At 71.8% G+C, this 26,100-nt stretch carries 9 protein-coding genes; all 9 read right to left on the bottom strand.

What is annotated here, in order from left to right:
* Nucleotides 1-15: 15 nt before the first annotated feature.
* A complete protein-coding gene (locus VL15_RS08460; protein ID WP_048244841.1) occupies nucleotides 16-1,263 on the bottom strand; it encodes an MFS transporter in 1,248 nt (415 codons plus the stop codon).
* Complete coding sequence (locus tag VL15_RS08455; protein WP_048244839.1) at nucleotides 1,260-1,703, bottom strand: GNAT family N-acetyltransferase; 444 nt, start codon at nucleotides 1,701-1,703, stop codon at nucleotides 1,260-1,262. Before VL15_RS08455 ends, VL15_RS08460 begins: the two co-directional genes overlap by 4 nt.
* 7 nt (nucleotides 1,704-1,710) lie before the next feature.
* Nucleotides 1,711-3,138, bottom strand: coding sequence for a serine hydrolase domain-containing protein (locus VL15_RS08450; RefSeq protein WP_048244838.1), 1,428 nt, complete (start codon nucleotides 3,136-3,138; stop codon nucleotides 1,711-1,713).
* Nucleotides 3,139-3,203: 65 nt separating this feature from the next.
* Complete coding sequence (locus tag VL15_RS08445) at nucleotides 3,204-4,799, bottom strand: MBL fold metallo-hydrolase (RefSeq protein ID WP_048244836.1); 1,596 nt, start codon at nucleotides 4,797-4,799, stop codon at nucleotides 3,204-3,206.
* Between the two features lies 1 nt (nucleotide 4,800).
* Entirely contained in the window at nucleotides 4,801-18,837 is a 14,037-nt protein-coding gene (locus VL15_RS08440) for a hybrid non-ribosomal peptide synthetase/type I polyketide synthase (RefSeq protein ID WP_048244834.1), read from the bottom strand.
* Entirely contained in the window at nucleotides 18,837-22,085 is a 3,249-nt protein-coding gene (locus VL15_RS08435; RefSeq protein WP_048244832.1) for a non-ribosomal peptide synthetase, read from the bottom strand. The genes VL15_RS08440 and VL15_RS08435 overlap by 1 nt, the downstream gene beginning before the upstream one ends.
* Before the next feature lie 70 nt (nucleotides 22,086-22,155).
* Entirely contained in the window at nucleotides 22,156-23,565 is a 1,410-nt protein-coding gene (locus VL15_RS08430) for a hypothetical protein (RefSeq protein ID WP_048245066.1), read from the bottom strand.
* A gap of 70 nt (nucleotides 23,566-23,635) precedes the next feature.
* Nucleotides 23,636-24,526, bottom strand: a complete 891-nt coding sequence (locus VL15_RS08425) for a cupin-like domain-containing protein (protein WP_048244830.1) — start codon at nucleotides 24,524-24,526, stop codon at nucleotides 23,636-23,638.
* A gap of 28 nt (nucleotides 24,527-24,554) precedes the next feature.
* Nucleotides 24,555-25,982, bottom strand: a complete 1,428-nt coding sequence (locus VL15_RS08420; RefSeq protein ID WP_048244829.1) for an MBL fold metallo-hydrolase — start codon at nucleotides 25,980-25,982, stop codon at nucleotides 24,555-24,557.
* Nucleotides 25,983-26,100 lie beyond the last annotated feature (118 nt).

The following is a 26,100-nucleotide window of genomic DNA, read 5'->3' as shown; positions in this document are numbered from 1 at the left end:
CCGGCGCGCCCTGCCCTACACGCGCGCCGCCGCCTTCGCCTCTTCCACCGGGCCGGCGGCCCAGCCGCCGATCGACGCGCCGTATCCGGCCGCCACCGCGACCAGCACGCCGACGCCGCACCACACCGCCTGCACGCCCCACTGGCTGACCAGGTAGCCGAGCACGATCGACGCAATCATGCTGCCGAGCTGGAACACCAGCGAAAAGAACGAGACGGCGCGCGATCGCAGCGCATCGGGCGTCCGGTGATGCAGCACCGCGTTGACCACCGCGCCGGCGATGCCGAGGAACAGCGCGACCCCGCTCAGCACGACACCGAACGCAACCACGTCAAACGCCCAGCGCGTCAGCACGAGGCTCACGGCGAGCCCGGCGAACGGCAGCGTCACGGCGAGCGCCGGCCGTGCGGCGCAATGCTTCATCACGCGATACGACGCCCAGCCGCCCGCGCCCTTGACGACCAGCATCAGCGTGAGGAACAGGCCGAACGCCCAGGTCGCGCCATGCATCGGCACAAGCGTCTTCAGCACCACCGGCCAGTAGCTCTCCAGCACCGACACGACGCCGCCGAGCAGCATGCACAGCACGATCAGCGGCCGCACCGCGCCGCCATGCCACGCGAACCGGACCAATTCGCGAAGATCGTCGAGCATCCTGCCGGCCGGCGCCGCCTCGGGCGGCGCCCGCTCCGCCTCGGCGAAAAACCACGACGTCAGGCCCAGCAGCACGATGAACAGGCCGCACGCGAACGCCAGACCGATCTTGTACGGGTTGTCGAACAGCCGGCTGCCGATCAGGTCCGGGAGCACGCCGCCGACCAGCGACATGCTCGCCAGCCCGAGCGCGGAGGCCAGCTCCGCGCGGCCGAGAAAATACGGAATCCGCTTCGTCTCGCCGTGCTCGCGCAACAGGCCGACATACCACGCGTCGACGGTGCCGGAACTCATCGCGCGCGCGATGCCGAAGCTCGCCGCGGCGAGGTACAGCATCGGCTTCTGGCTGAAGCACAGCATCAGCGCGCAGCCGACGCTGTTCATCAGCAGCGATAAGCGATAGGTCCGGATGCGGCCCACGCGGTCGGCCATCGCGCCGAACGGCAGCTCCAGCGCGATGGTCGACAGGCTGAACAGCGCCGCGTAAAGCCCGATCTCGAACAGCGTGAAATGGTTGTGCAGCAGGAACAGCGTGACGACCGGCAGCACGAGGCCGAAGGTGCCCCACAACGCCGCCTGCTGCAGGCAGTACCGCAGGTGGACGGTCATCGGCCGTCCTTGCCGTCGAACTCGAGCAGCAGGTACTCGCCGTCTTCCGCGCCGCCGGCGCCGATCTCGACGAAGCCGCACGCGGCATAGAACGCCAGCGCCGGCGCGTTGGCGCGCAGACACTTGAGCCGGTAGTGCGTTGCCGGCCAACCCGGCAGTGCGCGCAGCAGCACCCGGCCGATGCCGCGCCGGTGATGCGGCCGGTGCACGTACAGGTGATGGATGAAATGGTCGGGCTCCCAGACCGACACGAAGCCGGCGAGTTGCCCGCCGTCGTCCTCGGCGACCCACAGCCGCTCGCCGTCCGTCTGGGCCTCGAAGTCGGCCAGCTGGAACGCGCCGGCCGGCTGCCAGACGAAGGTCTCCTGGCGCGAGCGCAGGAACAGCTCGCGCAGGGCCGGCATATCGGCGGCCACAGCATCTCGTACGGTAATCCTCATGATTCGCTTACCTCGCAGCGGTCGTGGTTGTCGGGCCAGTGCAGCCTGGCAGGCTCGCCATCACGTCGGCGACGAAACGTTCGGTGTCCCAACTGCGGTCCACCGTCGCGCCCAGCCGTGTGATGACCGCGCGGCAGGACGGCACGATCACCACCAGTTGGTGATTGAAGCCGTCCATCATCATCAGGTCCTCCGGCAGCGACGGAAACCGGCGCGCGCCGTCGACGCTGGCGTTCAGCCACAGGTGCGCGCCGCGCCGGCCGTCGTGCCGCTCGGCCTGCGGCGTCGCCATGAACCGCACCCAGTCCGGATCGACGATGCGCGTGCCGCGCCACACGCCGTGCTGCAGGATCAACTGGCCGAGCTTCGACCAGTCCCGCGCCGACGCCAGCATGTAGCTGCCGCCGACCAGCGTGCCCGACGCGTCGGGCTCCATCATCGCGGTGCGGATGCCGAGCGGCTCGAACAGCCGCGCCCGCGCGAACGGCACGATGTCGAGCGGCCGCGGCGAGACCGCGCGCGCGACGATCTTCGCGACCAGCACGCTGCCGCCGCTCTGGTAGTCCACCTCGCGGCCGGGCGCGACCTTCAGCGGCCGGCTCGCGACGAAGCGCGCCATGTCGGTCGACTGGTACAGCATCTTCGTCGTGTCCGAGCCGGGCAGATAGCCCTCCTGGTAATCCAGCCCGCTCGTCCATTGCAGCAGGTTCCGCAGCTGGATCGCCTGGCGCGGATCGCCGGGCGACGACCAGTCGTCCAGCAGGCGATCCTGCGCGAGCGTCAGCTTGCCGTCGCGGGCCAGCACGCCCGCCAGCAACGCGGTGACGGTCTTGGTCATCGACCAGCCGAGCAACGGGGTGGCGGCCGTGACGCCCGGCGCGTACCGCTCGCCGACGAGCTTGCCGTCCTGCCGCACGACCACGGCCAGCGTGTTGCGCAGCGACCCGGGCGACGGCTCCGCCATCGCGCGCTCCAGCACGTTGCGCAGCGCCGGCGGCGGATCGGACGGCGCGGCATCGTCGGCGTTGTCGGCATCGGCCGCGGCAGGCGGCAGCGCGAGGCCGCGGCCCTGTACGCGCAACGCGTCGATCGCGTCGGCCGGCGCGATCGTGCAGCCGAGGCCCGGCCGGTACAGCGCGACCGTCGCGTGCAGCACGCCGAGCCCGGCGGCCTCGACGGTCTGTCGCGCACGGTCGATCCGGTACGTGACGAGGTTGAACAACGGATTGATCGGCTTCACTTCGCGCGCGAACAGCGCGCCCGGATTGCCGGCGCCGCCGGCGAGCACGCGCACGCACAGGTAATGCGACGCATAGCCGGTCGCGGCGGGCAGCGCCCAATACAGCAGGCCCGCGGCAATCACCAGCAACAGCACGACTGTGACGGCGAGAATCTTGAAGGCGGTAGCGACACGGGACGGATGACGATCCGGCATGGGGGGTGTTTTCCTGGTTCGACGATTCGACGAAACGATGCGGGCGGCCACGCGGCCGCTCGCGCTCAGAGGAGGATTTCCTTCTTCAGGTACAGCCGCTCGGACTGGATGTCGTGCGCGTGGCAGCGGGCGATCAGCTTGTCCGATTCGACGATCGGCAGCGAGGTCGGCGCGTATTCGATGCTGGAGATGAACTTGAGCCACGGCTCCGCGCCCATCGCATACACGAAGACCTGGCGCGGCGCGAAGCACTCGACCAGCGGCCACGCACGCTCGCAGTCGGAGCCGTTCAGGCGGCGGTTCTGGTCGAACTGCCGCCCGAGCGGCTCGTTCAGGAGCGCGCCGTACAGCCAGGACATCGGCGCGCCTTCGCATTCCATGCCGATGAACAGCGTGCCGATCCGGCCGATGCGCTGCGCGATGCGCTGGTACAGCTCCGGCTGCAGGTTGTTCGAGTCGGCTGCGAACAGCATGCTCTTGCCGCCGACCTTCAGCGCGAAGGCCATCTTCGCGGCGATATGCAGATCGCCGTGCTCGCCGAGGAACGGCAGCGCAACGATCTCTCCGCCCGGCACGGGCACGCTGTCCAGCTCGCCGACCTCGACCACCCGCTCGAACCCGCACGCCTCGAGCGCGAGCCGGATCGACGGGTCCTGCAGGAACCCGCCGTGGCTGCGCGGCACCACCAGCGTGCCGATCCGGTGCCGTAGCTGCAGCAGGCTCTCGAGCACGATGTGATCCTGATGGTTGTGGGTCAGCAGCACGTAGTCGATGCGCTCGGGCAGATCCGCGAACGTGAACGGATCGTCGCCCTGCCCGAGCGGATAACCGACGATCGGATCGGTCAGCAGCGAAAATTCCGCGGTTTCGACCAGCACCGTCGCATGGTTGAAGTAGCGCACCCTCACCGGCTGCCCCGCGCGCGCCGACACCGACGGCGGGCGCGGCGGCGGCGCGTCGGTGAACCAGGTTTCGAGCGCCGCGCGCCGCGCGGCACCCCCTTCCGCGTGTACGAGCAGACGGTCGATCAGGTCCGGCGCAGCGCCCGCGTGGCGGGCCGCGAACAGCTCGTCGTACAGCGCGTCGCGGAACGGCAGGCGGATCTGCACCATGTGCTCGTCGGGAAAGCGCGGCGTGCTGAGCATGAAGCTCCGGTCGTCGCTGGTCGCGACGAAGCCGTTCACGCTCTGCAGCGCGTCGAGATAACCGGCGCTGTCGTACAGCAGCCGCTCGAACAGCCGGTACGACGCGTGGCCGCGCAGGTCGTAACCCAGCTCGACGAGCCCCTTCAACGGCTCGGGCACCCGCGCATACAACGGCGACAGCGTATCGCCGCGCCCTTCCCGCGCGAGTAGTTCGTCGAGCTCGCGCAGCGCGTCCGCCAGCGCCAGCAGCGGCGCGGCGCGCGTGCGGGTGTCGCCGATCAGCGCCTCGACCGCCGGCACGAGCTCCCGGCCGCCATTGAGGAACGGCCCGCCGGCCATCTTCGCGGCGGAACGCCGGTGCAGCTCGGGCGCGCGGATGAAGGATTCCATGATGCGCAGGTGCACCTGCTTCATCACCAGCGCGCAGGTCGCCGGCTGCAGCAGGAAAGTCCACGCATACCATTGATTGATCAGCGGTTCGAAGACGGCGTTCGGTTTCAGGTAGATCCGGGTCATGTCAGGAATGGTCGTGTTCGACTACGGGAATGGCGGCGTCGGCGACATGCGCGAGCGCGGCCTCCATGTGCTCGCGCCACTGACGCAGCAACTGTTCGGCGGTGGCGCGCGTGTGCACGGCATCGCTGTAACGGCACTCGAACGCGAGTTCGCCGTCGCCCGCGACGCAGACGAGGTTCAGCAGGTGCGAACGTTCGTCGATCGCCGCGCGGTCCGCGCCCACCGCCTCGGTGGCAGCGGAGAACCACGCGGACGGTCGCGCGGCGGCCGCCGATACGAAATCGACGCTGACCTGCGGTTGCACGCAGCGCCGCCACGCGTCGGGATCGACGCCGGCGGGCGGCGGCACGTCCGCGCCGCCCAGCGCGGCCGGCGGCAGCGCGGCGAGCGTCGCCTCCCACTCGCGCAGCGCTGCGACGCTCGGCACGCCGGCGCGATGCGGCAACAGCAACGGCACGTCGCAGACGAAGCAGCCGACCGCGCGCTCGACCGCCGGCCCGTCGTCGAGCCAGTCGCGGCCGTGCCGGCCGAGATCGGCGACCACCGCGCCGCCCGCCCAATCGGTCAGCGCGCGCGCGGCCGCCGCGATCGCGACGGTGGCGGCTTTCACGCGCAGGCGCTGCGGCACGACGGCCAGCATCTGTCGCGCGGCCTCACCCGTCAGCCGGTCGCGCACGACTTGCTGGCTGGCCTCGGCGTTCTCGCCGTGTGCTGCGTGCCGATCCCGCGGCAGCGCGACGTTGGCCGCCATCGGCGCGAAGTACGCGGCGGTTTCGCCCGCCTGCCGCGCGGCGGCAATGCGTGCGTCCAGCGCGCGAAGATAGGCCGGGTACGCCAGCGTCGGCACGGCCAGTGTCGGCGTCCGGCCGTTCGCATGCGCCGCATACGCATTGGCCAGGTCGTCCAGCAGCACCGCCCAGCCGTGGCTGTCCGCCACCAGCCCGTGCACGACGAGCAGCAGCCGGTCGCCGGCCGCGCCGCACCGGTAGTGCGCGATCCGGATCAGCGGCCCGTGCGCCAGATCGAAGCCCTGCTGCAGCGTCGTGCTGTGCGCGACGATGAAGCGCGCCGCATCGCCTGCCGTGCCGAGGTCGTGGCTGCTGAAGCAGCGCTGCGCGGCGTCCGCGTCCGGCGGCGCGACGCGGCCTAGCAGCGCGTCGCGGTCGAATACGCAGCGCAGCCCCGGGTGCGCGTCGAGCAGCGAACGGAATGCGGCCCGCAGCGCGTCGGCGTCGAGCGGCTGCGCCGCCTGAACGAGCAGCGAGCGGTTCCAGTGGTGCGCGTGCGGACGCTGCAACACGCGCCGCTGATACGGCGTCAACGGAAACCCGGACGTATCGTCCGCCTCCGGCCGCGCCGCCAGCGGCCGCAGGCAATCGGCCAGGTCCGCGATGGTCGGACTCGCGAAGAAGTCCTGCGGATCGACCGTCCAGCCCGCCCGGTTCAGTTGCGCGACGGCCCGCAGCACCAGGATGGAATCGCCGCCCAGCCCGAAGTAGTTGTCGTCCCGGCCGATCTGCGCCAGCCGCAGCACGTCACGCAGCACCGTCAGCAATGCGCGCAGCGGCGGCGTTTCGTCGTCGCCTGCGGCCTCGTCCGGCAGCACCGCCGTCGACACCCATTGGCGGTCGATCTTGTCGCCGGACGTCTTGGGCAGCGACGGCACGATAACCAGCGCATGCGGCACCAGATGCGCCGGCGCGACGCGGCGCAGCGCGCGCAGCCGCTCGCGCGCCGCCTCGCGTGGCGTGTCCGGCGCACCCGACGCGTCCGGACCGACGACGATGAACGCCTCCAGGCGCGGCGCCATCGCGTCGTGCCCGCCCGACAGCCGCACCGCCGCCTCGCGCACGCCGTCCTGTTCGAGCAGCAGCGCCTCCACTTCGGCCAGATCGACGCGCACTCCGCGCATCTTGATCTGGCGATCGCCCCGGCCGAGGTAGACCAGCGCGCCCTGCGCGTCGCGACGCACGAAGTCGCCGGTGCGATACATGCGCGCGCCCGGCTGTCCGGCGAACGGATCGGGCAGGAAGGCCGCGGCCGTCTGCCCGGGCCGGCCCGAATAGCCGCTCGCGAGCGCGCTACCGCCCAGGTAGAGCTCGCCGCGGCACAGCGGCGGTACCGGTTGCAGATGCGCGTCGAGGACATAGGCCGTGGTGCCCGGCAGCGGCGCGCCGATCGGCACGTCGCGTTCGTCCGGGCGCGCGTCGGCCGGCACGTCGTGTACGACGGACGTGATCACGCTTTCCGTCAGCCCGTACGCGTTCATCAGCGCCACGCGGCGGCCCGTCACGGCGCGCCATGCCTGCACCGCCGCGAGCGGCACCGTCTCGCTGCCCGTCACGACCAGACGCAGCCGCGCCGGCAGCACGGCCTCGCCGAGCCGGAGCGCACGCACCCATTCGCGCCAGAACGACGCGGGCAGGTTGAGCACGGTCGCGCGCTGCGCGTCGAGCAGGCCGCTGAACGCGCCGAGCGTCGGCCATGCCGCACGGTCGAGCAGCAGCAGGCAGGCGCCGGCGGACAGCGTGGTGAAGATCTCCTCGATCGACACGTCGAAGACGAGCGACGAGAACTGCACGACCCGGTCGTCGGCCGTCATGCGATACGCGGCGCACAGCGCCTGGATCTTGTGCGCGACCGCCCGATGACTGACGTCGACGCCCTTCGGCACGCCGGTCGAGCCGGACGTGAACAACGTATAGGCGGCCTGTTGCGGATCGATACGCGCGGGCAGCGCGCCGGCGGGCGCGTCGCCAAGCGCGGCGAATGCGATCGCCGCGCATCCGGGCCACGCCGGCGGCGCCGCCGTGGCGTCGTGCACGAGCAGCACCGGCGCCGCTTGCGACAGGATCGCGTGCTGCCGCGCGGCCGGCGCGGCGGGATCGAGCGGCAGGTACGTGGCACCGGCACGCAGCACGCCAAGCAGCGCCACCAATGCGTCGAGCCCCATCGGCAAGCACAACGCGACGCGGTCGCCGGTGCGGACGCCGCGCGTGTGCAGTGCACCCGCGACCCGCTCCACCCGGTCCCGCAGCGCCCCGTAACTGAGCGTCTCGTGCGCGGTGGCAACCGCCGGCGCAGCGTTGCCGGCCGTCAGCGTGCCCGACAGCAGCGACACGAGGTCGGACGCCGCCCACGCGGACGCGTCGGCCGCCCCGGACGCCGCCTGCCAGGCCTGCCGCTGCGCGGCCGACAGCACGCCCGCGTCACCCAGCGGCGCATCGTCCGGCAGCGTCAGCAACAGGTCCAGCGCCGCGTGGAACTGTTCGACCACCTCGTCCGCCTCGCCCCGCTCCAGCGCGCCGTCGCGCGTCAGCAGCACGCCGCCGTAGCCCGCGCCGTCGCGATGCAGGTTCATCGTCAGGTCGTATTCGGTTTCCGTTTCCGGCGTGTCCTCGAACGCGACGTCCAGCGCGCCGATCTGCACGTTGCGAACCGGCGCCTCCTGCATCGAGAACACCACCTGGAACAGCGGCGTCAGCGACGTGTCGCGCGGGCCCGCGTAGCGCTCGACCAGCTTTTCGAACGGATAGTCCTGGTGCGCGTGCGCGGCCATCACGCAGTCACGCACCCGCTCGATCCACGCCCGTGCGCGGCTGGCTGCCGGGAATGCCACGCGCAGCGCGAGCAGGTTGACGAAAAAGCCGACGAGCCCTTCGGTGCGGCTCGACGCGCGGTTGGCGACCGGCGAGCCGACCACCAGGTCGCGCTGCCCGGTGCGCCGCGACAGCATCAGCAGGAACGCCGACAGGAACACGACGTACGGCGTCGTCCGCAAGCGCCGCGCCAGCGCGTCGACCTGCTGTGCGCGCCCGGCGTCCACCGCGACGCGGCCGCTGTGCGCGAGGCGCCCCGGCGTGCGTGCGCGGCGCCGGTCGCCGCCGAGGTCGAGCACCGGCGCGCCGTCCAGATGCGCCCAGAACGCCTCGTGCGCCGCGTAGTGCCCGGCGGCGAACCGCGCCGCCTGCTCCGCGCTGTAGTCCGCGTAATCCCACGCGGGCGGCGCGGCATCCGGCGCGCGCCCCTGGCTCGCCGCGCCGTACAGCGACGCGAGATCCTGTGCGATCAGCCGGAACGACCAGCCATCGACGACGATGTGATGGAACGACATCAGCAGGCACGCGCGGCGTGGCCCGAGTTCGAGCAGCCGCGCGCGAAACAGCGGCGGCCGCGCGAGATCGAACGGCTCCGCCCGCAGCGCGTCGCGATGCTGCGCGATGAACGCGCGCAGTGCGTCGTCCGTGCCGCCTGCGTACGCATGGATCGACAGCGCGACCGCCGCGTCGGCATGCACGTGCTGCTCGCCGCCGCCGTCCGACCCCTCGTGAAACGACGTGCGCAACACCGGATGGCGCGCGACCAGCCCGGCGAGCGCCGCGTGCAGCGCGGCGCGGTCGACGTCGCCGTGCAGATGCAGGCATTGCGGCAGGTGGAAGACCGAACCGCCCATGCCGAGCCGTTCGAGCGTCCACAGCCGACGCTGCTGGAACGACATCGGCGCGCGGCGCGGCCCGGTGGCCGGCAGGGCGGCCGGCTGCGTTGCCGCCCGCACGGCGGGCTGCGCCGGTTCGGCCTGCGCGCGAATCGCGCGGGCCAGCCCATCGATCGTCGGCGCACTGAAGAACGCCTCGAGCGTCAGCTCCGCATTCAGCCGCTCGTGAATCCGCGTGAGCACGCGCCCGGCCAGCAGCGAATCGCCGCCCAGTTCGAAGAAATCGTCGGTCGGCGCGATCTGCTCATGGCCGAGGCACTCCGTCCAGATGCGCGCCAATGCGTGCCGCACGTCGTCGGTTTCGACCGGTGCGGCCGGCGGGGTGTCGACCGCGGCCGGTGCAGCCACCGATGCAACTGTCGGCGCCAGCGCGTCCGGCCGTGCGTGCCCGATGGAGCCGCCCGGCGGTGCCGACAACCAGTGACGCGTCCGCTCGAACGGATAACCCGGCAACGGCAGGCGCTTGCGGCGCTCGCCCGCGTACGCGTCGCGGCGGGTCAGACGCGCGCCCTTCGCCCACAGCCTCCCGTAGCCGGCGAGCAGGGTCGCCATCGTGCGCGGCGTGCGTTCCGTGAAGCTCGCCAGCACCGCGTCGGCCGGCGCGCAGCGATGCGCGCGCACCAGCGCCGCCAGCACGTCGCGCGGGCCGATCTCGACCCACAGCGCGTCGCCCAGCGCCGCCAGCGTCCGCACGCCCGCCGAGAAGCGCACGGCGCCAAGCACGTGCTCGGCCCAGTACGCCGGATCGGTGGCGCGCCGCGCGTCCAGCAGCGTGCCGTCGAGGTTGGAGATCAACGGGATGCGCGGCGCGCGCAGTGTCATCGTCGCGGCATGCGCCTGCACACGCGCGGCCGCGTCCGCCATCATCGGCGAATGGAACGCGTGCGACGACGCAAGCCGCGCATGCGCGACACCCGTGTTGCGCAGGTGCGCCGCGAACAGCTCGACCGCGTCCACCGGGCCGGACACCACGCATTGCAGCGGCCCGTTGATCGCCGCGATGGTGAGCGTCGGCGGCAGTTGCGCGGCCAGCTCGTCCTCCGCGATCGAGACCGACAGCATCGCGCCGGCCGGCTGCGCCTGCATCGCCGCCGCGCGCGCCGCCACGAGGCCGACCGCCTCGTCGAGCGAGAACACGCCCGCGCAGCACGCGGCGACCAGTTCGCCGAGGCTGTGGCCGATCAGGTAGTCCGGCGTCACGCCCAGCGCGGTCCACGCCTGATACAGCGCGTACTCGTACGCGAACAGCAGCGGCTGGACCAGCGCCGTGTCGGTGGTGCTCGCGTCGCCCAGCAGATAAGGTTCGAGCGCCAGCCCGGCCGCGCTCGCGAACCGCCCGCACACGTGGTCGAGCGCGGCGCGGAACACCGGGTTCTCGCGATGCAGGTCGCGCGCCATCCCGGCGGCCTGCGCACCCTGCCCGGTGAACAGGAAAATCACCGGGCGCGCGTGCGGCGCATCGTCGGTGGCCGGCAACACGCCCGCCGCCAGCGCGTCGAGCGCCGTGTCGCGCGACTCGGCGACCACGAACGCGCGGCACGCATGGTCCTGCCGGGCGGCCTGCAGCGTATGCGCGACGTCGGCCAGCGCCCATTCCGGGTGGCGGCGCAGCGCGGCGGCGAGGCCGTCCGCCGCGCGCCGCAGCCCGTCCGGCGTGGCGGCCGACAGCCGCAGGCAATGCGCGGCGGCGGCCGTCGGCGCGTCCGCCTCGGGCGGCGCGGCCTCCAGGATCACGTGCGCATTGGTCCCGCCGATGCCGAACGAACTGACGGCCGCGCGACGCGGCGCGCCGCCGTCCGGCCAGTCGACCGCTTCCGCCGTGATGCGGAAGGCCGCGTCGTCGAGTTCGAGCAGCGGGTTGGGCGTGTCGAAGTGCAGCGTGCCCGGCACCTTGCCGCGTTCGAGCGCAAGCGCCGCCTTGATCACGCCCGCGAGCCCCGCCGCGCTGTCCAGGTGCCCGACGCTCGTCTTGACCGCGCCGAGCATGCGCGGCGCGTGTGCCGGATGCTGTCCGTAGGTCGCCTTCAGCGCAGCCATTTCGATCGGATCGCCAAGCAGCGTGCCGGTGCCGTGCGTCTCGACATAACCGACCGACGCGGCGTCCACGCCCGCGTCCGCCAGCGCGGCGCGGATGACCCGTGCCTGGCCCGCGGGGCTCGGCGCGGTGTAGCCGGCCTTGTCGTGGCCGTCGTTGTTGATCGCGGAGCCCTTGACGACCGCATACACGTGATCGCCGTCGCGGCGCGCGAGATCGAGCCGCTTCAGCACCACCGCGCCCGCGCCGCTGCCCTCGACGGTGCCGCTCGCGGCCGCGTCGAACGCGCGGCAATAGCCGTCCGCGGAAAAGATCCCGCCGGTGCGGTGCAGGTAACCCGGCACGCCGTCGACGCCGATCGACGCCGCGCCCGCGAGCGCGAGTTCGCAGTCGCCCTGCGCGACCGCGCGCGCGGCCATGTGCAGCGCGACCAGCGACGTCGAGCACGCGGTGTTCAGCGTGACCGCGGGGCCGGTGAGGTTCAGCCGGTAGGCAATCTGCGTCGCGGGCTGGTTCAGCACGTTGATCTGGTACAGCCCGAGCGCGTCGACCGCGTCGCGGTTGCCGATCACGTGGTTCGCGAGGTACTGGCTCGCGCCCACGCCGACGTAGACGCCCACGTCGCGCGCGTGCCCGGGCCCGGCGTAACCGGCGTCCTCGAGCGCGCGGTAGCTTTCCTCCATCAGCTTGCGCTGCTGCGGATCCATGATCTCGGCTTCGCGCGGCGTATAACCGAAGAACGCGGCGTCGAAACAGTCAGGATCGCGAATCAACCCGCGTGCGGCGACGAAGCGCGGATTGCCGAGCAGGTCGTCCGGCACGCCGAGCGCGCGCAGCCGCGCGTCGTCGAGCCGCGTGATGCCATCCTCGCCCGCAAGCAGCATCTGCCAGAACTGCTCGACGTCATCCGCGCCCGAGACGGCCGCGCTCATCCCGATGATCGCGACGTCGCGGCTGTCGACATGCGACGCGCTTGCGGCGGCAGCCGCGCCGCCGACGTCGGCCGACGGATCGCCGGACGCGGACAGCCAGCCGGCCAGCGTGCGAATCGTCGTGTAGCGGAACAGGTGATCGATGTCGACGTCGCGGCCGAACTCGCCACGAAGTCGCGCCTGGCACTGGATCAGCGCGAGCGAGTGGCCGCCGGCGTCGAAGAAGTTGGTGTCCGGATCGATCTCGGCGACGCCGAGCACGTCGCGCCAGATCGCCGCGACCGCGGCCTCCGCATCGCCAGGCGTACGCCGCGCGGGGCTGGCAGGGCCGGCGTGGTCGGTGGTGCTCGCCCCGTCGAGCGGCCAGTCGGCCAGCCTGAGGCGATCGATCTTGCCGCTGCCGGTCATCGGCATCGCGTCGAGCACGACGATCCGGTCGGGCACCATGTACGGCGGCAGCGCCTGTTGCGCATGCGCCTTCAGCGCGCCGTCCGGCAGCGCGCCGTCCGGCAGCGCGCCCGCCGCCTGCACGAACGCGTAGAGCACGGCGCCCGCACTGCCCGAACGCGCCAGCACCGCGACTTTGGCGACACCCGGATGGCGGCCCAATACCGACTCGACCTCGCCCGTCTCGATGCGGAAGCCGCGCACCTTGACCTGCTGGTCGTCGCGGCCCACGAATTCGATGTCGCCGTGCCGATCGAAGCGGGCCAGGTCGCCGGTGCGATACAGCACGCGATCCGCATCGCCCGTTGCATACGGGTTCGGCACGAAGCGCTCCGCGCTCAGCTCGGGCCGGTTCAGGTAGCCCGACGCCAGCGCCCGCCCGGACAGGTAAAGCTCGCCGGTCACGCCGATCGGCAGCCGGGCGAGATCGGCCGCGAGGATATGCGTGCCGACGTCGCCCACCGCGCGGCCGATCAGCACCGGGCCGCTCGCGCAGCGCCACACGGTTGCGTAGATGCTGGCCTCGGTCGGGCCGTATGCGTTGAACAGCGGCGCGTGCGGCAGCACGCGCGCCGCCAGCTCGACGGTCGCGGGCAGCAGCGGCTCGCCGGCGGCGAACACCGCGCGCAGCGGGCTCGCCGCGCCGGCGTCGAGCGACTGCAGGAACAGGTGCAGCATCGACGGCACGAAATTGACCACCGTCACGCGATGCTGCTCGATCGCGCGCTGCAGGTAGCGCGGATCGTACTGGCCGTCGGGCCGCGCGATCACGATCGCGGCGCCCTTCATCAACGGCCACAGCATTTCGGTGAGCGACACGTCGAACGATTGCGCGGTCTTCCACAGCACGCGGTCGCCTGCGGCCAGCGAATAGGTGTGTTCGAGCGCATCGAACAACGCGAGGATGCCTTCCTGGCGGCACAGCACACCCTTCGGCGTGCCGGTCGAGCCGGACGTATAGAGAATGTAGGCGGGGTCGCCGGGGCTGACGCGCGGCGCGGCGGCCCACGCGGCCGCGCCCGCTTCCGCCAGCACCGCCTGTTCGACGAAACGCACGCCGCACGCGCGCAGGCACGCGGGCGCGGCGGCATCGCCGACGATCGCCACCGGGCGCGCGTCGTCCACCATGAAGCGATGGCGCGCTTCCGGCAACGCGGGATCGAGCGGCAGATACACGGCGCCGATCCGGAACAGCGCGAGCACGGTCTGCAGCGTCTCCGCCGCGCGGCCCGCGCACACCGCCACGACGTCGCCCCGCCGCACGCCCAGCGCGGTGAGCGCCGCCGCGCGCCGGTCGCACTGTTCGAGCAGCGCCGCATAGGTTATCTCGCCCGCGTCGTCGATCAGCGCGACGGCGTCCGGCGCGGCGGCCGCGCACGCGGCGAGGCGCTCGCCGACGCTCGCGCCGACCGGCAGCCCTGGCTTCGGCGCCGCCCAGTCGTCGAGCCGCGCGAGCGTGGCAGGCAGCAGCCACGGCGCCGCGGGCGCGCCGGCAAGCCGCCGCAGCGCTTCGTGCTGGGCGTGTGCGATGTCTTCGGCGTCGGCACGCCGCAGGCTGTCGGCCCGGTAGCCGACGATGCAGCGCAGCCGCTGGTCGCTCGCGGAGACGGAGAAATCGACCTGCACCGGAAAGCTGTTGACCGCATGGCCGTCGCGGCCCGCCAGCATCCGCACGTCCGCGTCGTCCAGCTCGCGCAGCACGTGGAAGCTCGTGAAATTGAACAGCACCTCGCCCAGCTCGATCCCGCCGTTGTCCTGCCGGATCTGCTGCGACGGATAAAAGCGGTGCCGGAAAATGCCCGACTCGATCTCGAACACCTGCCGCACCTGCGCGACCGGCGACGCTGCGCCGTCGAGCGCCGCGCGCACCGGCACCGAATTCAGGAACAGCCCGACCGCGCGCTCCGCATGCTCGGTCTCGGGCCGCACGTGCGTCACCATCGACGTCAGCACGTCGCGCCGCCCGCTCAGCGCCTGCAGCGCGCGCAGGTGGGCGGCGAGCAGCACGCTCTTGAGCGGCACGTTCGCGTCGCGCGCGAGCGCACGCAGCGCCGCCTCCAGTTCGGCGGAGACCTCGACCTCCAGATACTCCACCCGTTCGTCCGCCGCGTCGCCCGTCAGCGGCGCGCGGCGCAGCGACAGCGCCTGCGCGCCGTCGAGCTGGCCGCGCCAGAAGTCGCGCTGGGCCGGATCGGCGAGCGCGGCCTGTTCGAGTTCGATGAAATCCCGGTAACCGGCCTGCACCGGCTCGTCGTTCTGCAGGTTCTGCAGGCCCGCCAGGCCCGTCGTGTAGAGCCGGATGAATTCGGCGGTCAGCGCGGCCTCGCTCCAGCCGTCGAGCATCGCGTGATGGAAGCTCCACACCAGCTTGAAGCGCTGCGCCGCCAGCTTGAACACGAAGCAGCGAAACAGCGGCGCGGCGGCGATGTCGAACGCGGCGAACCGCTCGCCGTCCATGAACGCGGCGATCCGGGCGGCCTGCGCCGCCGCGTCGAGCGCGGTCAGGTCCGTGACCGCCAGCGGAATGCCCGCCGTGTCGAACACGAGCTGCAGCGGCACGCTGAACCCCTCCATCCGCAGCGCGGTGCGCAACGCCGGATGACGCGCCGACAGCCGCTCGAGCGCGTGCGTGAGGCAGGCTTCGTCGTACGCATACGCAACCTCGTAGCCGATCACGTCGTGGTACAGGCTCGAGTGCTGGTGCCGCAGGCTGTGATAGAGCATCCCCAGTTGCAGGCGGCTGAGCGGATACGCGTCCACGACGCCGGCCGGCAGTCGCGCGCGATCCGCGTCGCTCGTCAGCGGCGGCCGGGGTACGGCGGCCTCGGCCTCGGCCGGCGCACCGGTGCCCACGCCTGCGCCGCACTGCCGCTCGATGTGCTCGCCGAGCGTACGCACGCTCTGGTGGACGAACAGGTCCTGGATCTCGAATTCGAGCCCATGGCGCTGCGCCTGCGCCTTCAGCCGGATCGCCAGCAGCGAATCGCCGCCGAGATCGAAGAAACCGTCGTCGAGGCCGAACCCGCTGCGGCCGAGCACGTCTTCCCACAGTGCGCGCAGCGCGCGCTGCGTATCGGTCAGCAACTCGGGCGCCGTTTCGGCGGCCGCCTGCGTGGGCGCGAGCCGCGCGAGCGCGGCCCGGTCCACCTTGCCGTTCGCCGTCAGCGGAATGTGCGGCACCGCGTGGAAGCGCGCCGGCACGAGATGATCGGGCAGCGACGCCCGCAGCTGCGCGCGCAGGCCGGCTTCGTCCGGCGCGTCCGCGCCTGTGCCCGTGCCCGGGCTGGCGGTCCAGTACGCGACGAGCTGCTTGTCGCCCTGCGGCGTCGCGTCGACCGTCACGACGGCGGCCTGCACGCCCCGGCACGCGGCCAGCGCCGCCTCGATTTCCGCCGGCTCGATCCGGTAGCCGCGCAGCTTCACCTGCCGGTCGCGCCGGCCGAGGTAATGCAGCGCACCGTCATGCGCCCAGTAGCCGACGTCGCCGCTGCGGTACATGCGGGCGCCCGGCTCGCCGCCGTAAGGATCGGGCACGAACGCGGCCGCGGTCAGGTCCGGCCGATTCGCGTAGCCGTGCGCGACGCCGAGCCCCGCGATGTAGATGTCGCCCGCCGCGCCGGCCGGCAGCGGATTCAGGTCGTCGTCGAGCACATACACCGACGTGCCCTGGATCGGCATGCCGATCGGCACCGTGCGCCCTGCCGCCAGCGCGCCGCGCACCGGGTACGCGGTCGCGAACGTCGTGGTCTCGGTCGGCCCGTAGCCGTTGACGACCTGCCCGTGTTCCAGCAGCGCGCGGGCGCGCGCCACATGCGGCAGCGACAGCACGTCGCCGCCGCAGACGAGGTAGCGCAGCCGCCGCAGCGCGTCCGGCGCATGATCGACCATCGCCGAGAACAGGCCGCTCGTCAGCCACAGAATCGTCACGCGTGCGTCGACCAGCAGCGGCCCGAGTTGGTCCAGCGACGCGTCGCGCCCGACCGGCACGACGAGCGACGCGCCGTTCAGCAGCGCGGTCCAGATCTCGAAGGTCGACGCGTCGAACGCGGTCGGCGCGAACTGCAGGAACACGTCGTCCGGCGTCACGTCGAGATAGGCCGGCCGGTACGCGAGCCGCAGGATCGCCTGTTGCGGCACGATGACGCCCTTCGGACGATCGGTGGTGCCCGACGTGTACATCAGGTACGCCGGCATCTGCGCCGGCAGCCCGCTCGCGACGAACGCGCCGTCGCGCGCGGCGATCTCGTCGTCGTGGTCCTCGAGGACGATCAGGTTCAGATAACCGTCGCGCAGCGCGTCGGTGCGCGCCACCACGTCCTCGCGCGTGACGATCACGCTCGCCTGGCTGTCGTCGATCAGGAATCGCAGCCGGTCCGCCGGATAGCGGCTGTCGAGCGGCACATACGCGCAGCCCGCGTTGAGCACCGCCAGCATCGCGACGATCAGCTCCGCGCCCGGCTCGAGACACAGGCCGACGGTCGAGCCCGGCGACACGCCGAGATCGCGCAAGTGATCCGCCAGCCGGTTCGCGCGGGTGTTCAGCGCGTGGTAGTCGAGCGTCGCATCGCCGTGGCGGATCGCCGTGCGGCCCGGATGCTTCCGCGCGAGCGCGTCGATCACCGCGCCGATCGAGTCGGGCAGTGGCTGCCCGAGCGCCCGGCTCTGCCAGCCGCGCAGCGCGTCGAGCGTGGGCGCGTCGCCGCGCGCGAGCGTGCCGAACGGCGCGTCCGGCTGCGCGGTCAGCGCGTCGAGGTAATGCGTATAGGTGCGCGACAGTCGCTCGATATCGGCGGCCTCGAACAGATCGGTGCGGAACACCGTGCAGCAGCGCACGCCGTCGGACGTCAGCTCGGCGAAGAGTGTCAGGTCGAACTGCGCGTAGCGGTACAGGTCGTCGCGCACCGTCATCGCCGGCATCCCGGCCGGTGCCGCCGGCTCGGCGGCGCCGGGCACCGCGCCTTTCGTGTCCTGCAGCACGAAGTTGACCTGGAACAGCGGGCTGCGCGCGGAATCGCGCGCGACGCCGACCTGCTCGACCACGTGGTCGAACGACACCGCCTGATGCCGCAACGCGTCGGCGACGGTGTCGCGCTCGCGCTCGACCAGCGCGGCGAACGTGGCGCAGCCTTGCCGCGCGGTGCGCAACGCGAGCAGGTTCGCGAAGAAGCCGACGATGCGCTCGCTGCCCGGATGCACGCGGTTCGACGCGGTCGTGCCGATGCAGAAGTCGTCCTGGCCGGCGTAGTCGCCGAGCAGGCACCGCCACGCGGCCAGCATCACCGTGAACAGCGTGCCGCCCTGCCGCCGCGCCAGCGCCTCGGCCCGCGCGCGCACGGCGGCGGGAATCGCGAAGAACACCAGTTCGCCGTCGTGCGCGCGCCGCGACGGGCGCGGCAGCGCGAACGGCAATTCGAGCGTCGTCGCGCCCGTCAGCCGGCCCTGCCAGTATGCAAGGCTCGGCGCGCTGTCCGCGGCGCTGCGCGCCTGCTGCCACAGCGCATAGTCCGCGTAGTGCGGCTCGTCGTCTGCCGGCGGCTCGAACGCGCGGCCCGCAAGCCGTGCCGCGTAGGCCGACCACCAGTCGGCCAGCATCAGTTCCAGCGACCACCCGTCGACGATCAAGTGATGGGCGGTCAGCACGAGAATCTGCCGGGCGTCGCCGAGACGATGCAGCGACACGCGCAGCAGCGGCCCGTGTGCGAGATCGAACGGCTGCGCGATTTCGGCCGTGATCGCGCGGGCGATCTCCGCGTCGGTCGCGTCCGCCGCGTGACGGTGCACCGGCAGCGACGGATCGAGCGCGGGGTGCACCCGCTGGTACAGGCTGCCGTCGCGCTCGTCGAACGTCGTGCGCAGCGCCTCGTGCCGCGCGACCACGTCGCGCAGCGCCGCCCGCAATGCCGCTTCGTCGAGCGTGCCCGCGATCTCCAGCACGTGCGGCACGTGGAAATGGCCGGCGCCGCCGCTGATCGCCATCTGCACCCACATCCGCAACTGCTCCGCCGACGCGGGCAGGTCCGCCGGCCGCGCCTGGCGGGTGATCGCGTCGCGGCTGTCCGCGCCACGCTGCCTGCCGAACGCTTCGAGCAATTGGCGACGCTTGTTTTCGGTGGAATCCTTATGCGACATCAAACCAGCTCTCCCGACGATGAAAACACTGTGAGTAGTTCGTCCATGTCGTCCGGCGCGAGGCGATCGAGCAGCGCTTCCAGGCGGTCTTCCCGCTGGGCCTTCTGGCCGAGCGCCACCAGCACCTGCGCGCTGAACCGGTCGAGCTGCGGCGCGCCGAACAGCAGCGGCGGCGACAGCAGCAGCCCGTAGCGGCCATTGAGACGCCCGATCAACTGGATCGCCTGCACGGAGCTGCCGCCGAGCATGAAGAAATGGTCGTCAGGCCCGATGTCGGCGACGTCGAGCACGGCCGACCACTCGGCGGCGATCTCGGCCTGGAACGGCGTCTTCGCGCGCGCATCGGCACCGTGCACGCGCGTCTCGAGCGCCGCGTCGGCGAGCTGGGCCAGGCGCTTGCGGTCGATCTTGCCGGCCGGCAGCAGCGCGATGCGCTCCACCACGTCGATGCGTGACGGACGCATCGCGTCGGGCAGCCGCTCGGCCAGCGCCGCGTGCAGCGCGTCCGCCGTCCAGCCGTCCCATCCCGCGGCCGGCTCGACGAACGCGTGCAGCAGCCGCACGCGCCCCTGCACCCGCACCGGCACCACCGCGCACTGCGCGATGCCCGGCAGCGCCAGCAGGCAAGCCTCGATCTCGCGCAGCTCGATCCGGTTGCCGTTGAGCTTGACCTGCTCGTCGCGCCGGCCGAGGTAATGCAGCTCGCCGTGCTCGCCGAACTTCGCGACGTCGCCGGTGCGGTACATGCGCGCGCCCGGACGGCCCGCGTACGGATCGGGCACGAAGCTCGCCGCGGTGAGGTCCGGGCGGCCGACGTACCCTTGCGCGAGCCCTGCGCCGCCGATGTACAGCTCGCCCGCGCTGCCGGGCGGGCACGGCTCGAGGCACGCGTCCAGCACGTACAGCGACACGTTGTCGATCGGCCGGCCGATCGGCACGCCGGCGCACGCATGGGCGTCGCCCGCCGCGCAATGCCACACGGTCACGTCGATCGCTGCCTCGGTCGGCCCGTACAGGTTGGCGAGCCGCACGCCCGGCAGCAGCCGGTGGAAGCGCTCGGCCTGCTCGGCGAGCAGCGCCTCGCCGCTGCAGACGACCAGCGCGAGATCCGGGAAGCGCTGCCCGGGCACCGCGTCCAGGAACGCGTTCAGCATCGACGGCACGAAGTGCGCGACCGCGATCCGCGCGTCGCGCAGCAGCGCCGCCAGCCCGGCCGGATCCTTGTGTACCTCGGGCGGCGCGATCACCAGCGCATGCCCGCTCTGCAACGTCCACAGGAATTCCCAGACCGACACGTCGAAGAAGTACGGCGTCTTCTGCAGCACACGCACCGGCGCCGCATCGGCGAGCAGCGAACCGTGCCAGTCGAGCCGGTTGACCAGCGCGCGATGCGTGTTGGCGACGCCCTTCGGCGTGCCGGTGGAGCCGGACGTGTAGATCACGTACGCGATCCCGTCCGGGTGAATGCGTTGCTGCGGCAGCGGCTCGGCGGCGAGCCAGATCGCGCGCTCATCCAGCAGATGCCGCGCGGCCGGACCGGCGGGCAGGCGCGCCAGCAGGTGCCGCTGCGTAAGCAGCAGCGCGAGCCCCGCATCGTCGACGATGCGCCGCAGCCGGTCCGGCGGCGCGGCGGGATCGAGCGGCACGTAGGCCGCGCCCGCGCGCATCACCGCGAGGATCGCCAGCACCATCTCCGTCGAGCGCTCGCAGCACAGCCCGACGAGGGCCCCCGGCGTCACGCCGCGCGCGGCGAGAAAGCCCGCCAGCCGGGCCGACAGCGCATCCAGTTCGCGATAGGTCAGTTGCTCCGCGCCGAACTGGACCGCCGGCGCATCCGGCGTCGCGGCGCATTGCGCGGCGAAGCGGGCCGGCCAGTCCGTCGCGTCGAGCGTGCGCGCGGGCCCGTGCCAGTATTGCGCGAGCCGCGCGCGCTGCTCGGGCGCCAGCAGGTCGACCGCGAGCGCAGGCTGCGCATCGTCGTTCAGGTACGCGCGCAGCAGCCGGCCGAAGCGCGCGGCGAACTCCCCGATTCGCGCCGGCGGCAGGCAGCCGGTGTCGTATTCGAGATTCACATACAGGCCGTCGGGCGTCAGCTGATAGGCGAAGTTCAGGTCGAACGGCCGCTCTGCGGCGACCACCGGCAGCAATTCCGCGTGCACGCCGTGGAATGCGAGCGGCGCATCCTGCACGAAGAACGCTTCCGTCACGCCGACGTTGAAGACGGGCGTATCGGCCAGCGAACGCGTGCGCCGCAGCGCCGTCACGAGGTCGGTCAGCGACAGCTGCTGATGGCGCTTGCTGTCGGCACGCTGTGCGGTGGTGCGCGCGACGATGTCGCGGAACGTGTCGCCCTGCCGCAGCGAAAAGCCCATCGGCAGGTTGTTCACGAAGCATCCGCTGGCATCGCGAAAGCCCGGCGAGCGCATGTTGACCGGATAGGTCACGACCAGCTCGCGCACGTCCTGCCAGCGGGCCAGCGCGATCGCGAACAGGCTCGACAGCACGAGAAACGGCGTCGAGCGGCTCGCGCGGGCCCGTGCGCGCAGCCGGCGCATGGTGGCCGCGTCGAAACGCAGCCGGTGGATGCGCCCCTCGCGCGGCTCCGCCGATGCCGCCGCGTCGAACTCGACCCCGAGCGGCGCATGCGCGAGCGCGCCGAGCCAATAGGCCAGATCTTCGTCGTAGCGCGGCGACGCGCGGTACGCGGCTTCGAACGCGAGCTGCTCGCCGAGATCGCGCAACGTGCAGGCGGGCGCCGGGCCCGCGCCGAGCGCGTGGTTGTACAGCGCCGTCAGCCGCTGGTTGATGTACACCGCCGAAAACGCATCGGAGATGATGTGCGGGAAGCTCAGCACGAGCCGGTGCGCATCGGCATCCTCGCGCAGCAACGCGAAGCGGAACAGCGGCGCGTCGTCGAGCGCGAACACGTGCGATGCGCGCGCGGCGATCCACGCGTCTGCCTCGTCGGCGTCCAGCGCCGGCGCCGCCCGCGCGTCGCGGTAGTCGAGCGCGACCGTCACCCGAGCGTGCACGTCTCGCACCGCGCGGGCGTCGTCCATCCGGAACGTGCTGCGGCATCCTTCGTCATGCTCGTGGACGAACGCGTCCAGTGCGCGCCGCAGCGCGTCGCGATCCAGCGGACCCGACAGGCGGTAGACGAGCGCGGTCGTGTAGGCCGACGAGTGCGGATTGAGCTGCCACTCGAGCCAGAAGCGGTACTGATAGGCTGAAAGCGAGGTGGTACGCATGCTAGCCCCTGTCTGGATGCATGAAGGACGTGAAGGACGGCGCGGCAAGTCGATCCCGGCGCGCCGCGCGTCAACGGACGGCGTGGTCCGCGACGTCCGGTTCCGTGAAGTGTTCGGCGATGCAGTGGCGCAGCCGCGGCCCGAACACGGCGGCGATGTCATCGGCCGAGTACGGCGCGATGGCGTCGCCGATGCCGAGCGCACGGTCCACCTCCTGCTGGAGCCGCGTGAAGATCCGCTGCGCGGCGTGCTCGTCGTGCAGGTACGCATTGAGCGCGGCCGCCGTCGCCTGCGCCGCCGCCGCGTCGAGCCCGTGCGCCGAGAACGCGTCGGCCGACCATTCGTCCGCGCCGCGCGGCGCGGCGCGCATCGCGTCGATCTCGGCCAGCAGCGCCGGCCCATCTGCGCCAAGCGTGGCCACGCACATCCGGTCCGCCGCGGCGACGAGCTGGTTCAGCCCGGCCGTCATCTGGCGCAGCACCGTCCCCGCCGGCCATTGCCGCGCGCGTGCGATCTCGGCCTCGTCGCCCTGCAGCAGCATCGCCAGATCCTCGCGGGCGATCTCGTGCGCGAGCGGACTCGTGTGTTCGGTGGACCAGTCCTCGAAGCGCGCCAGCGCGTCGCGGAACGCGCGCGTTCGCGCCTGCCCGGGCACCGCGTCGAGCGCGACGATCAGCGCGCGCAACTGCTGCGCCGCCCGCACCGCGAACAGGTATTTTTCGGCTTCGAGCTTCAGGAACGCCGCCGCATAGCGGTAGAAGCCGGGCTCGGCCGCGCTCGCTTCGGCACCTGCCAGCGGCCCCGGCTCGATCATCGCGCGGTAGGCCTGCTCGACCATGGTCTGCGGCCCCGCGCACACCGAGTTGCGGCCGACGAGCAGGCCCGCCGCCTCGGCGATCAGGTAATACGCGTCGCTGGCGAGGCACGGCGCGGCCGGATCGCCGCCGGACGCCATCCGCTTGATCAGCGAGATATGCACGATCCGGTGCATGCCGAGCGAGATCCGGTAGATGATCGACGGCACGACGGGAATGCCGTCCGGGTCGGCCGGCTGCTCGCGCCGGCGGATCAGGTACGCGGGCAGCAGCTGGCACAGCTTGCTGATGAACCACAGGTCGAGCATCGACACCGCGCCGTCGTGGCCGCGCAGGCGGCAATACCCGTCGCGCAGCGTCGAGATGGTGGGCAGCACCAGGTGCCAGTGGTTCGCGAACTGCCGCAGCGACGAGATGTTCATCGGCAGCGTGTGATGAAACCGGCTGCCCTCGTACTCGCAGCGCGTGGCCTCGATCTCGATGCCGTCGCGCGCGTCGGCCGGCGCGATCTCCTCGCCGAGCGGACGAAAGAAGCTGTCGCGATAGGCGACCATCGAGCCCAGCATCGAGCGCCAGTAGAACTCCGGTTGGTCGAGCGCGCGCGGCCCGTGATAGCCGGTCGCGTACAGCGCATCGATGACGGTGAAATCAAACTCGTTCTGCATCATGGCTTCCTGAAGAGACACGGCCGCCGGCACGGCGGCCCGATAGAACGAACGGCGTGGCGCCGGCGCGTCAGCGCGGCATCGACATCGGCTTGCCGGCCCTGTCGGCCGCGCGGCGCCACCGGCGCGCAAGCGCCTGCCACAGGCTCGCGAGCTCGACCCGGCAGAAGGTCCGCACGGCGCGGGGCGACCACCACCAGTAGTTCACGTTGATCGAATCGCTCAGCGATTCCACGTAGTGCCACCAGCCGGGCGGCAGATACAGCACGTCGCCCGCCTCCAGCACGAAGTCGTGGCGCGGCGCCGACTGCACGCGCGGAAACAGCGCCGGGTCCGGATCGCTCATGTCCACCGGGCTGAAGATCACCGGCAGGTCGCGGCGCTGCCGGTAATACACGTTGGCGGACTGCTCGGGCGCGAACAGCACCCAGCGCTTGCGGCCGTACACCTGCACGTTCAGGTTCTCGTGCCGGTCGAAATGCATCGGCGACGAGATCCCTTCCGGGCCGAGCCAGAAGCCCGGCCGCAACACCAGCCTGCGCCGCAGCCAGTGCGGCATCCAGCCGGGAAAACCGTGCTGCTCGTGCAGCGGCGCGATGTCGTCCTTCAGTTCCGGCGCCGTCGAATAGATCGCCGCGTAGGTGATGTACGCGGTGCGGGCGCTACCCTGCGCCTGCATCGCGCGGATCGTCGCACCGAGGTGCGCGGTTTCGTAGCGGCGCGCGCCCAGGTAGAGGTCCGGCTGCGTCGGCGTGGGCGACAGCTGCGACGTCTCCACCGTGATCTCGTGCTCGCCGTAACGCTCGACGAAGAAATCCGGCGTCCAGCGCGTGCGCGCGGGCCATGTTTCGATGAATCCTTCCAGCACGGCCGGATGCTTCAGTCCGGCCAGAACGTCGCGCATGCTCCGGCTGCCGTCGTAGCGAATCCGCGGCATCGGCACAATCTTGCTGCCAGTCATCGTGGGGCTCCTGTCGACAGGAAGAAAATCAGGACACCTGCCAATCGCCGTCGTGGCGCAGCACGTCGCCGGGCAGCCAGCGGATCACGCGGGTGGCGCCGCCGAGCGCGCCGACGCGCGCGTCGATCTGGTCGAGCGTGTCGGCTTCCGCGGGCTCGCCGTTGATCCAGCCGATATCGCCGATCTCGGTGGCGATGCCGCAGAACCCGTTCGCATACGGCGCGAACGCGCGGGCGCCGGCGCGCGCGCAGAGTTCGCCGATGCCGGACGGACCGAGCGTGATGGACGGGCCGTCGCCCGCTTCCGCGACGTGCGTCAGGCGCTGCAGGTCGGTCATCGGCAGCACCATCCAGAACGTGAACAGGCCCTGCCAGAACGGCGGCTTGCGCAACTCGCGGCAGCAGCTCAGGACCAGGTCGGGCTGGCCGCGCAGGGCAACGGACCGGTCGATCACGTCCATCACCGAGCCCTTCGCGTCCTCGCCGCTGTCGACCAGCAGGATCACCGAGAACTGCGGCGTCGTGACCCGGTAGCAATTGCCCCAGTTGCGCACGTCCTGCGGCGGCACGGCCGCGCCGATGGTCGGCTGCTCACCGTAGAACGGCAGGATGTCGATCTCGATGTCGCCGATCCGCACCGTTTCGCCCCAGCCGGGCGCGAGTACCGTCTGCCCGACGTCGCGCAGCGACTGCTGCATGTCGTCCTGCGCCAGCAGCGACGCGACCGGGATGTGCGGCACGACGACCGGCACCGATCCGTCGCCGCCGTGCCGCAGGATGGTCGGGATGTGCCAGTGGTCGAGATGCCCGTGCGTGACGAGCATGCCGTCGATCTGCTGGCCCAGGTTGGACGGCGCGCGATCGAGATCGGGCAGGCCGACGTTGCCGCCGATCGCGAGGCTGATCGGGTCGGTCAGCAGGCGGGTGGTTTCGGATGCGATCAGCAGCGACGCGTGTTCGAGCCGCTGGATGCCGGGGCCGTCGAACGCCGGCCACGCCAGCGCCGCGTCGCCGTCCGGCCGTTCGCAGCCGAGCAGGCGCGGGTCCGCGTACAGCTCGGACAGCGGCTGCCAGTGGTTGCGCTGCAGCGCGTCGCGCAGCGCGTTCGCGAGCTGCGGCACGTCGTCGGCGGCGGTGTCGAGCACGATCGGATCGCCGTGCTGCGGCGCGAGCGCGAGCGTCCAGCGGTCACGGTGCTGATGCAGATCGTAGAGCAGCGCGCGGCTCGCGATGCAGCCGCCAGCCGCCACCGAATCCGGATCGAACAGCCCGGCCAGGAACGGATAACGCGCAATCGCGTCGCGCAACAGCGCGGCGCAGGCGGCCGGTTCGAATTTCGCTTCCATGAATTGCTGCATGAGCGCGTCCTGCCGCTCGATCAGCAAGCCCAGGTCATGCGCGCGCGAAGCCAGAATGCCTGTATTGAGGAAGACCCCCAGGCGATCATCGACAGACATGGTGTTTATTCCCTCGGATTCTCTCGGCGAAACGCAGCGTGCTCCCGCGCGCGCCGTCACCGGGCCGCGAAATACCGCATCGTTCCTTTATCTTTTCTTGCGCGCTGCGTGGCGCGAC

The organism is Burkholderia cepacia, assembly GCF_001039005.1.
Classification (GTDB): domain Bacteria; phylum Pseudomonadota; class Gammaproteobacteria; order Burkholderiales; family Burkholderiaceae; genus Burkholderia; species Burkholderia theae.
Note: the sequence above shows the minus strand (reverse complement) of the source record. Positions and strands in the feature narration are given on the sequence as shown.

Excerpts from the sequence above, each read along its gene's own strand:
- VL15_RS08435 (WP_048244832.1), bottom strand. The coding sequence starts at position 22,085 with ATGCGTACCACCTCGCTTTCAGCCTATCAGTACCGCTTCTGGCTCGAG.
- VL15_RS08460 (WP_048244841.1), bottom strand. The coding sequence starts at position 1,263 with ATGACCGTCCACCTGCGGTACTGCCTGCAGCAGGCGGCGTTGTGGGGC.
- VL15_RS08440 (WP_048244834.1), bottom strand. The coding sequence starts at position 18,837 with ATGTCGCATAAGGATTCCACCGAAAACAAGCGTCGCCAATTGCTCGAA.
- VL15_RS08445 (WP_048244836.1), bottom strand. The coding sequence starts at position 4,799 with ATGACCCGGATCTACCTGAAACCGAACGCCGTCTTCGAACCGCTGATC.
- VL15_RS08420 (WP_048244829.1), bottom strand. The coding sequence starts at position 25,982 with ATGTCTGTCGATGATCGCCTGGGGGTCTTCCTCAATACAGGCATTCTG.
- VL15_RS08425 (WP_048244830.1), bottom strand. The coding sequence starts at position 24,526 with ATGACTGGCAGCAAGATTGTGCCGATGCCGCGGATTCGCTACGACGGC.
- VL15_RS08455 (WP_048244839.1), bottom strand. The coding sequence starts at position 1,703 with ATGAGGATTACCGTACGAGATGCTGTGGCCGCCGATATGCCGGCCCTG.
- VL15_RS08430 (WP_048245066.1), bottom strand. The coding sequence starts at position 23,565 with ATGCAGAACGAGTTTGATTTCACCGTCATCGATGCGCTGTACGCGACC.
- VL15_RS08450 (WP_048244838.1), bottom strand. The coding sequence starts at position 3,138 with ATGCCGGATCGTCATCCGTCCCGTGTCGCTACCGCCTTCAAGATTCTC.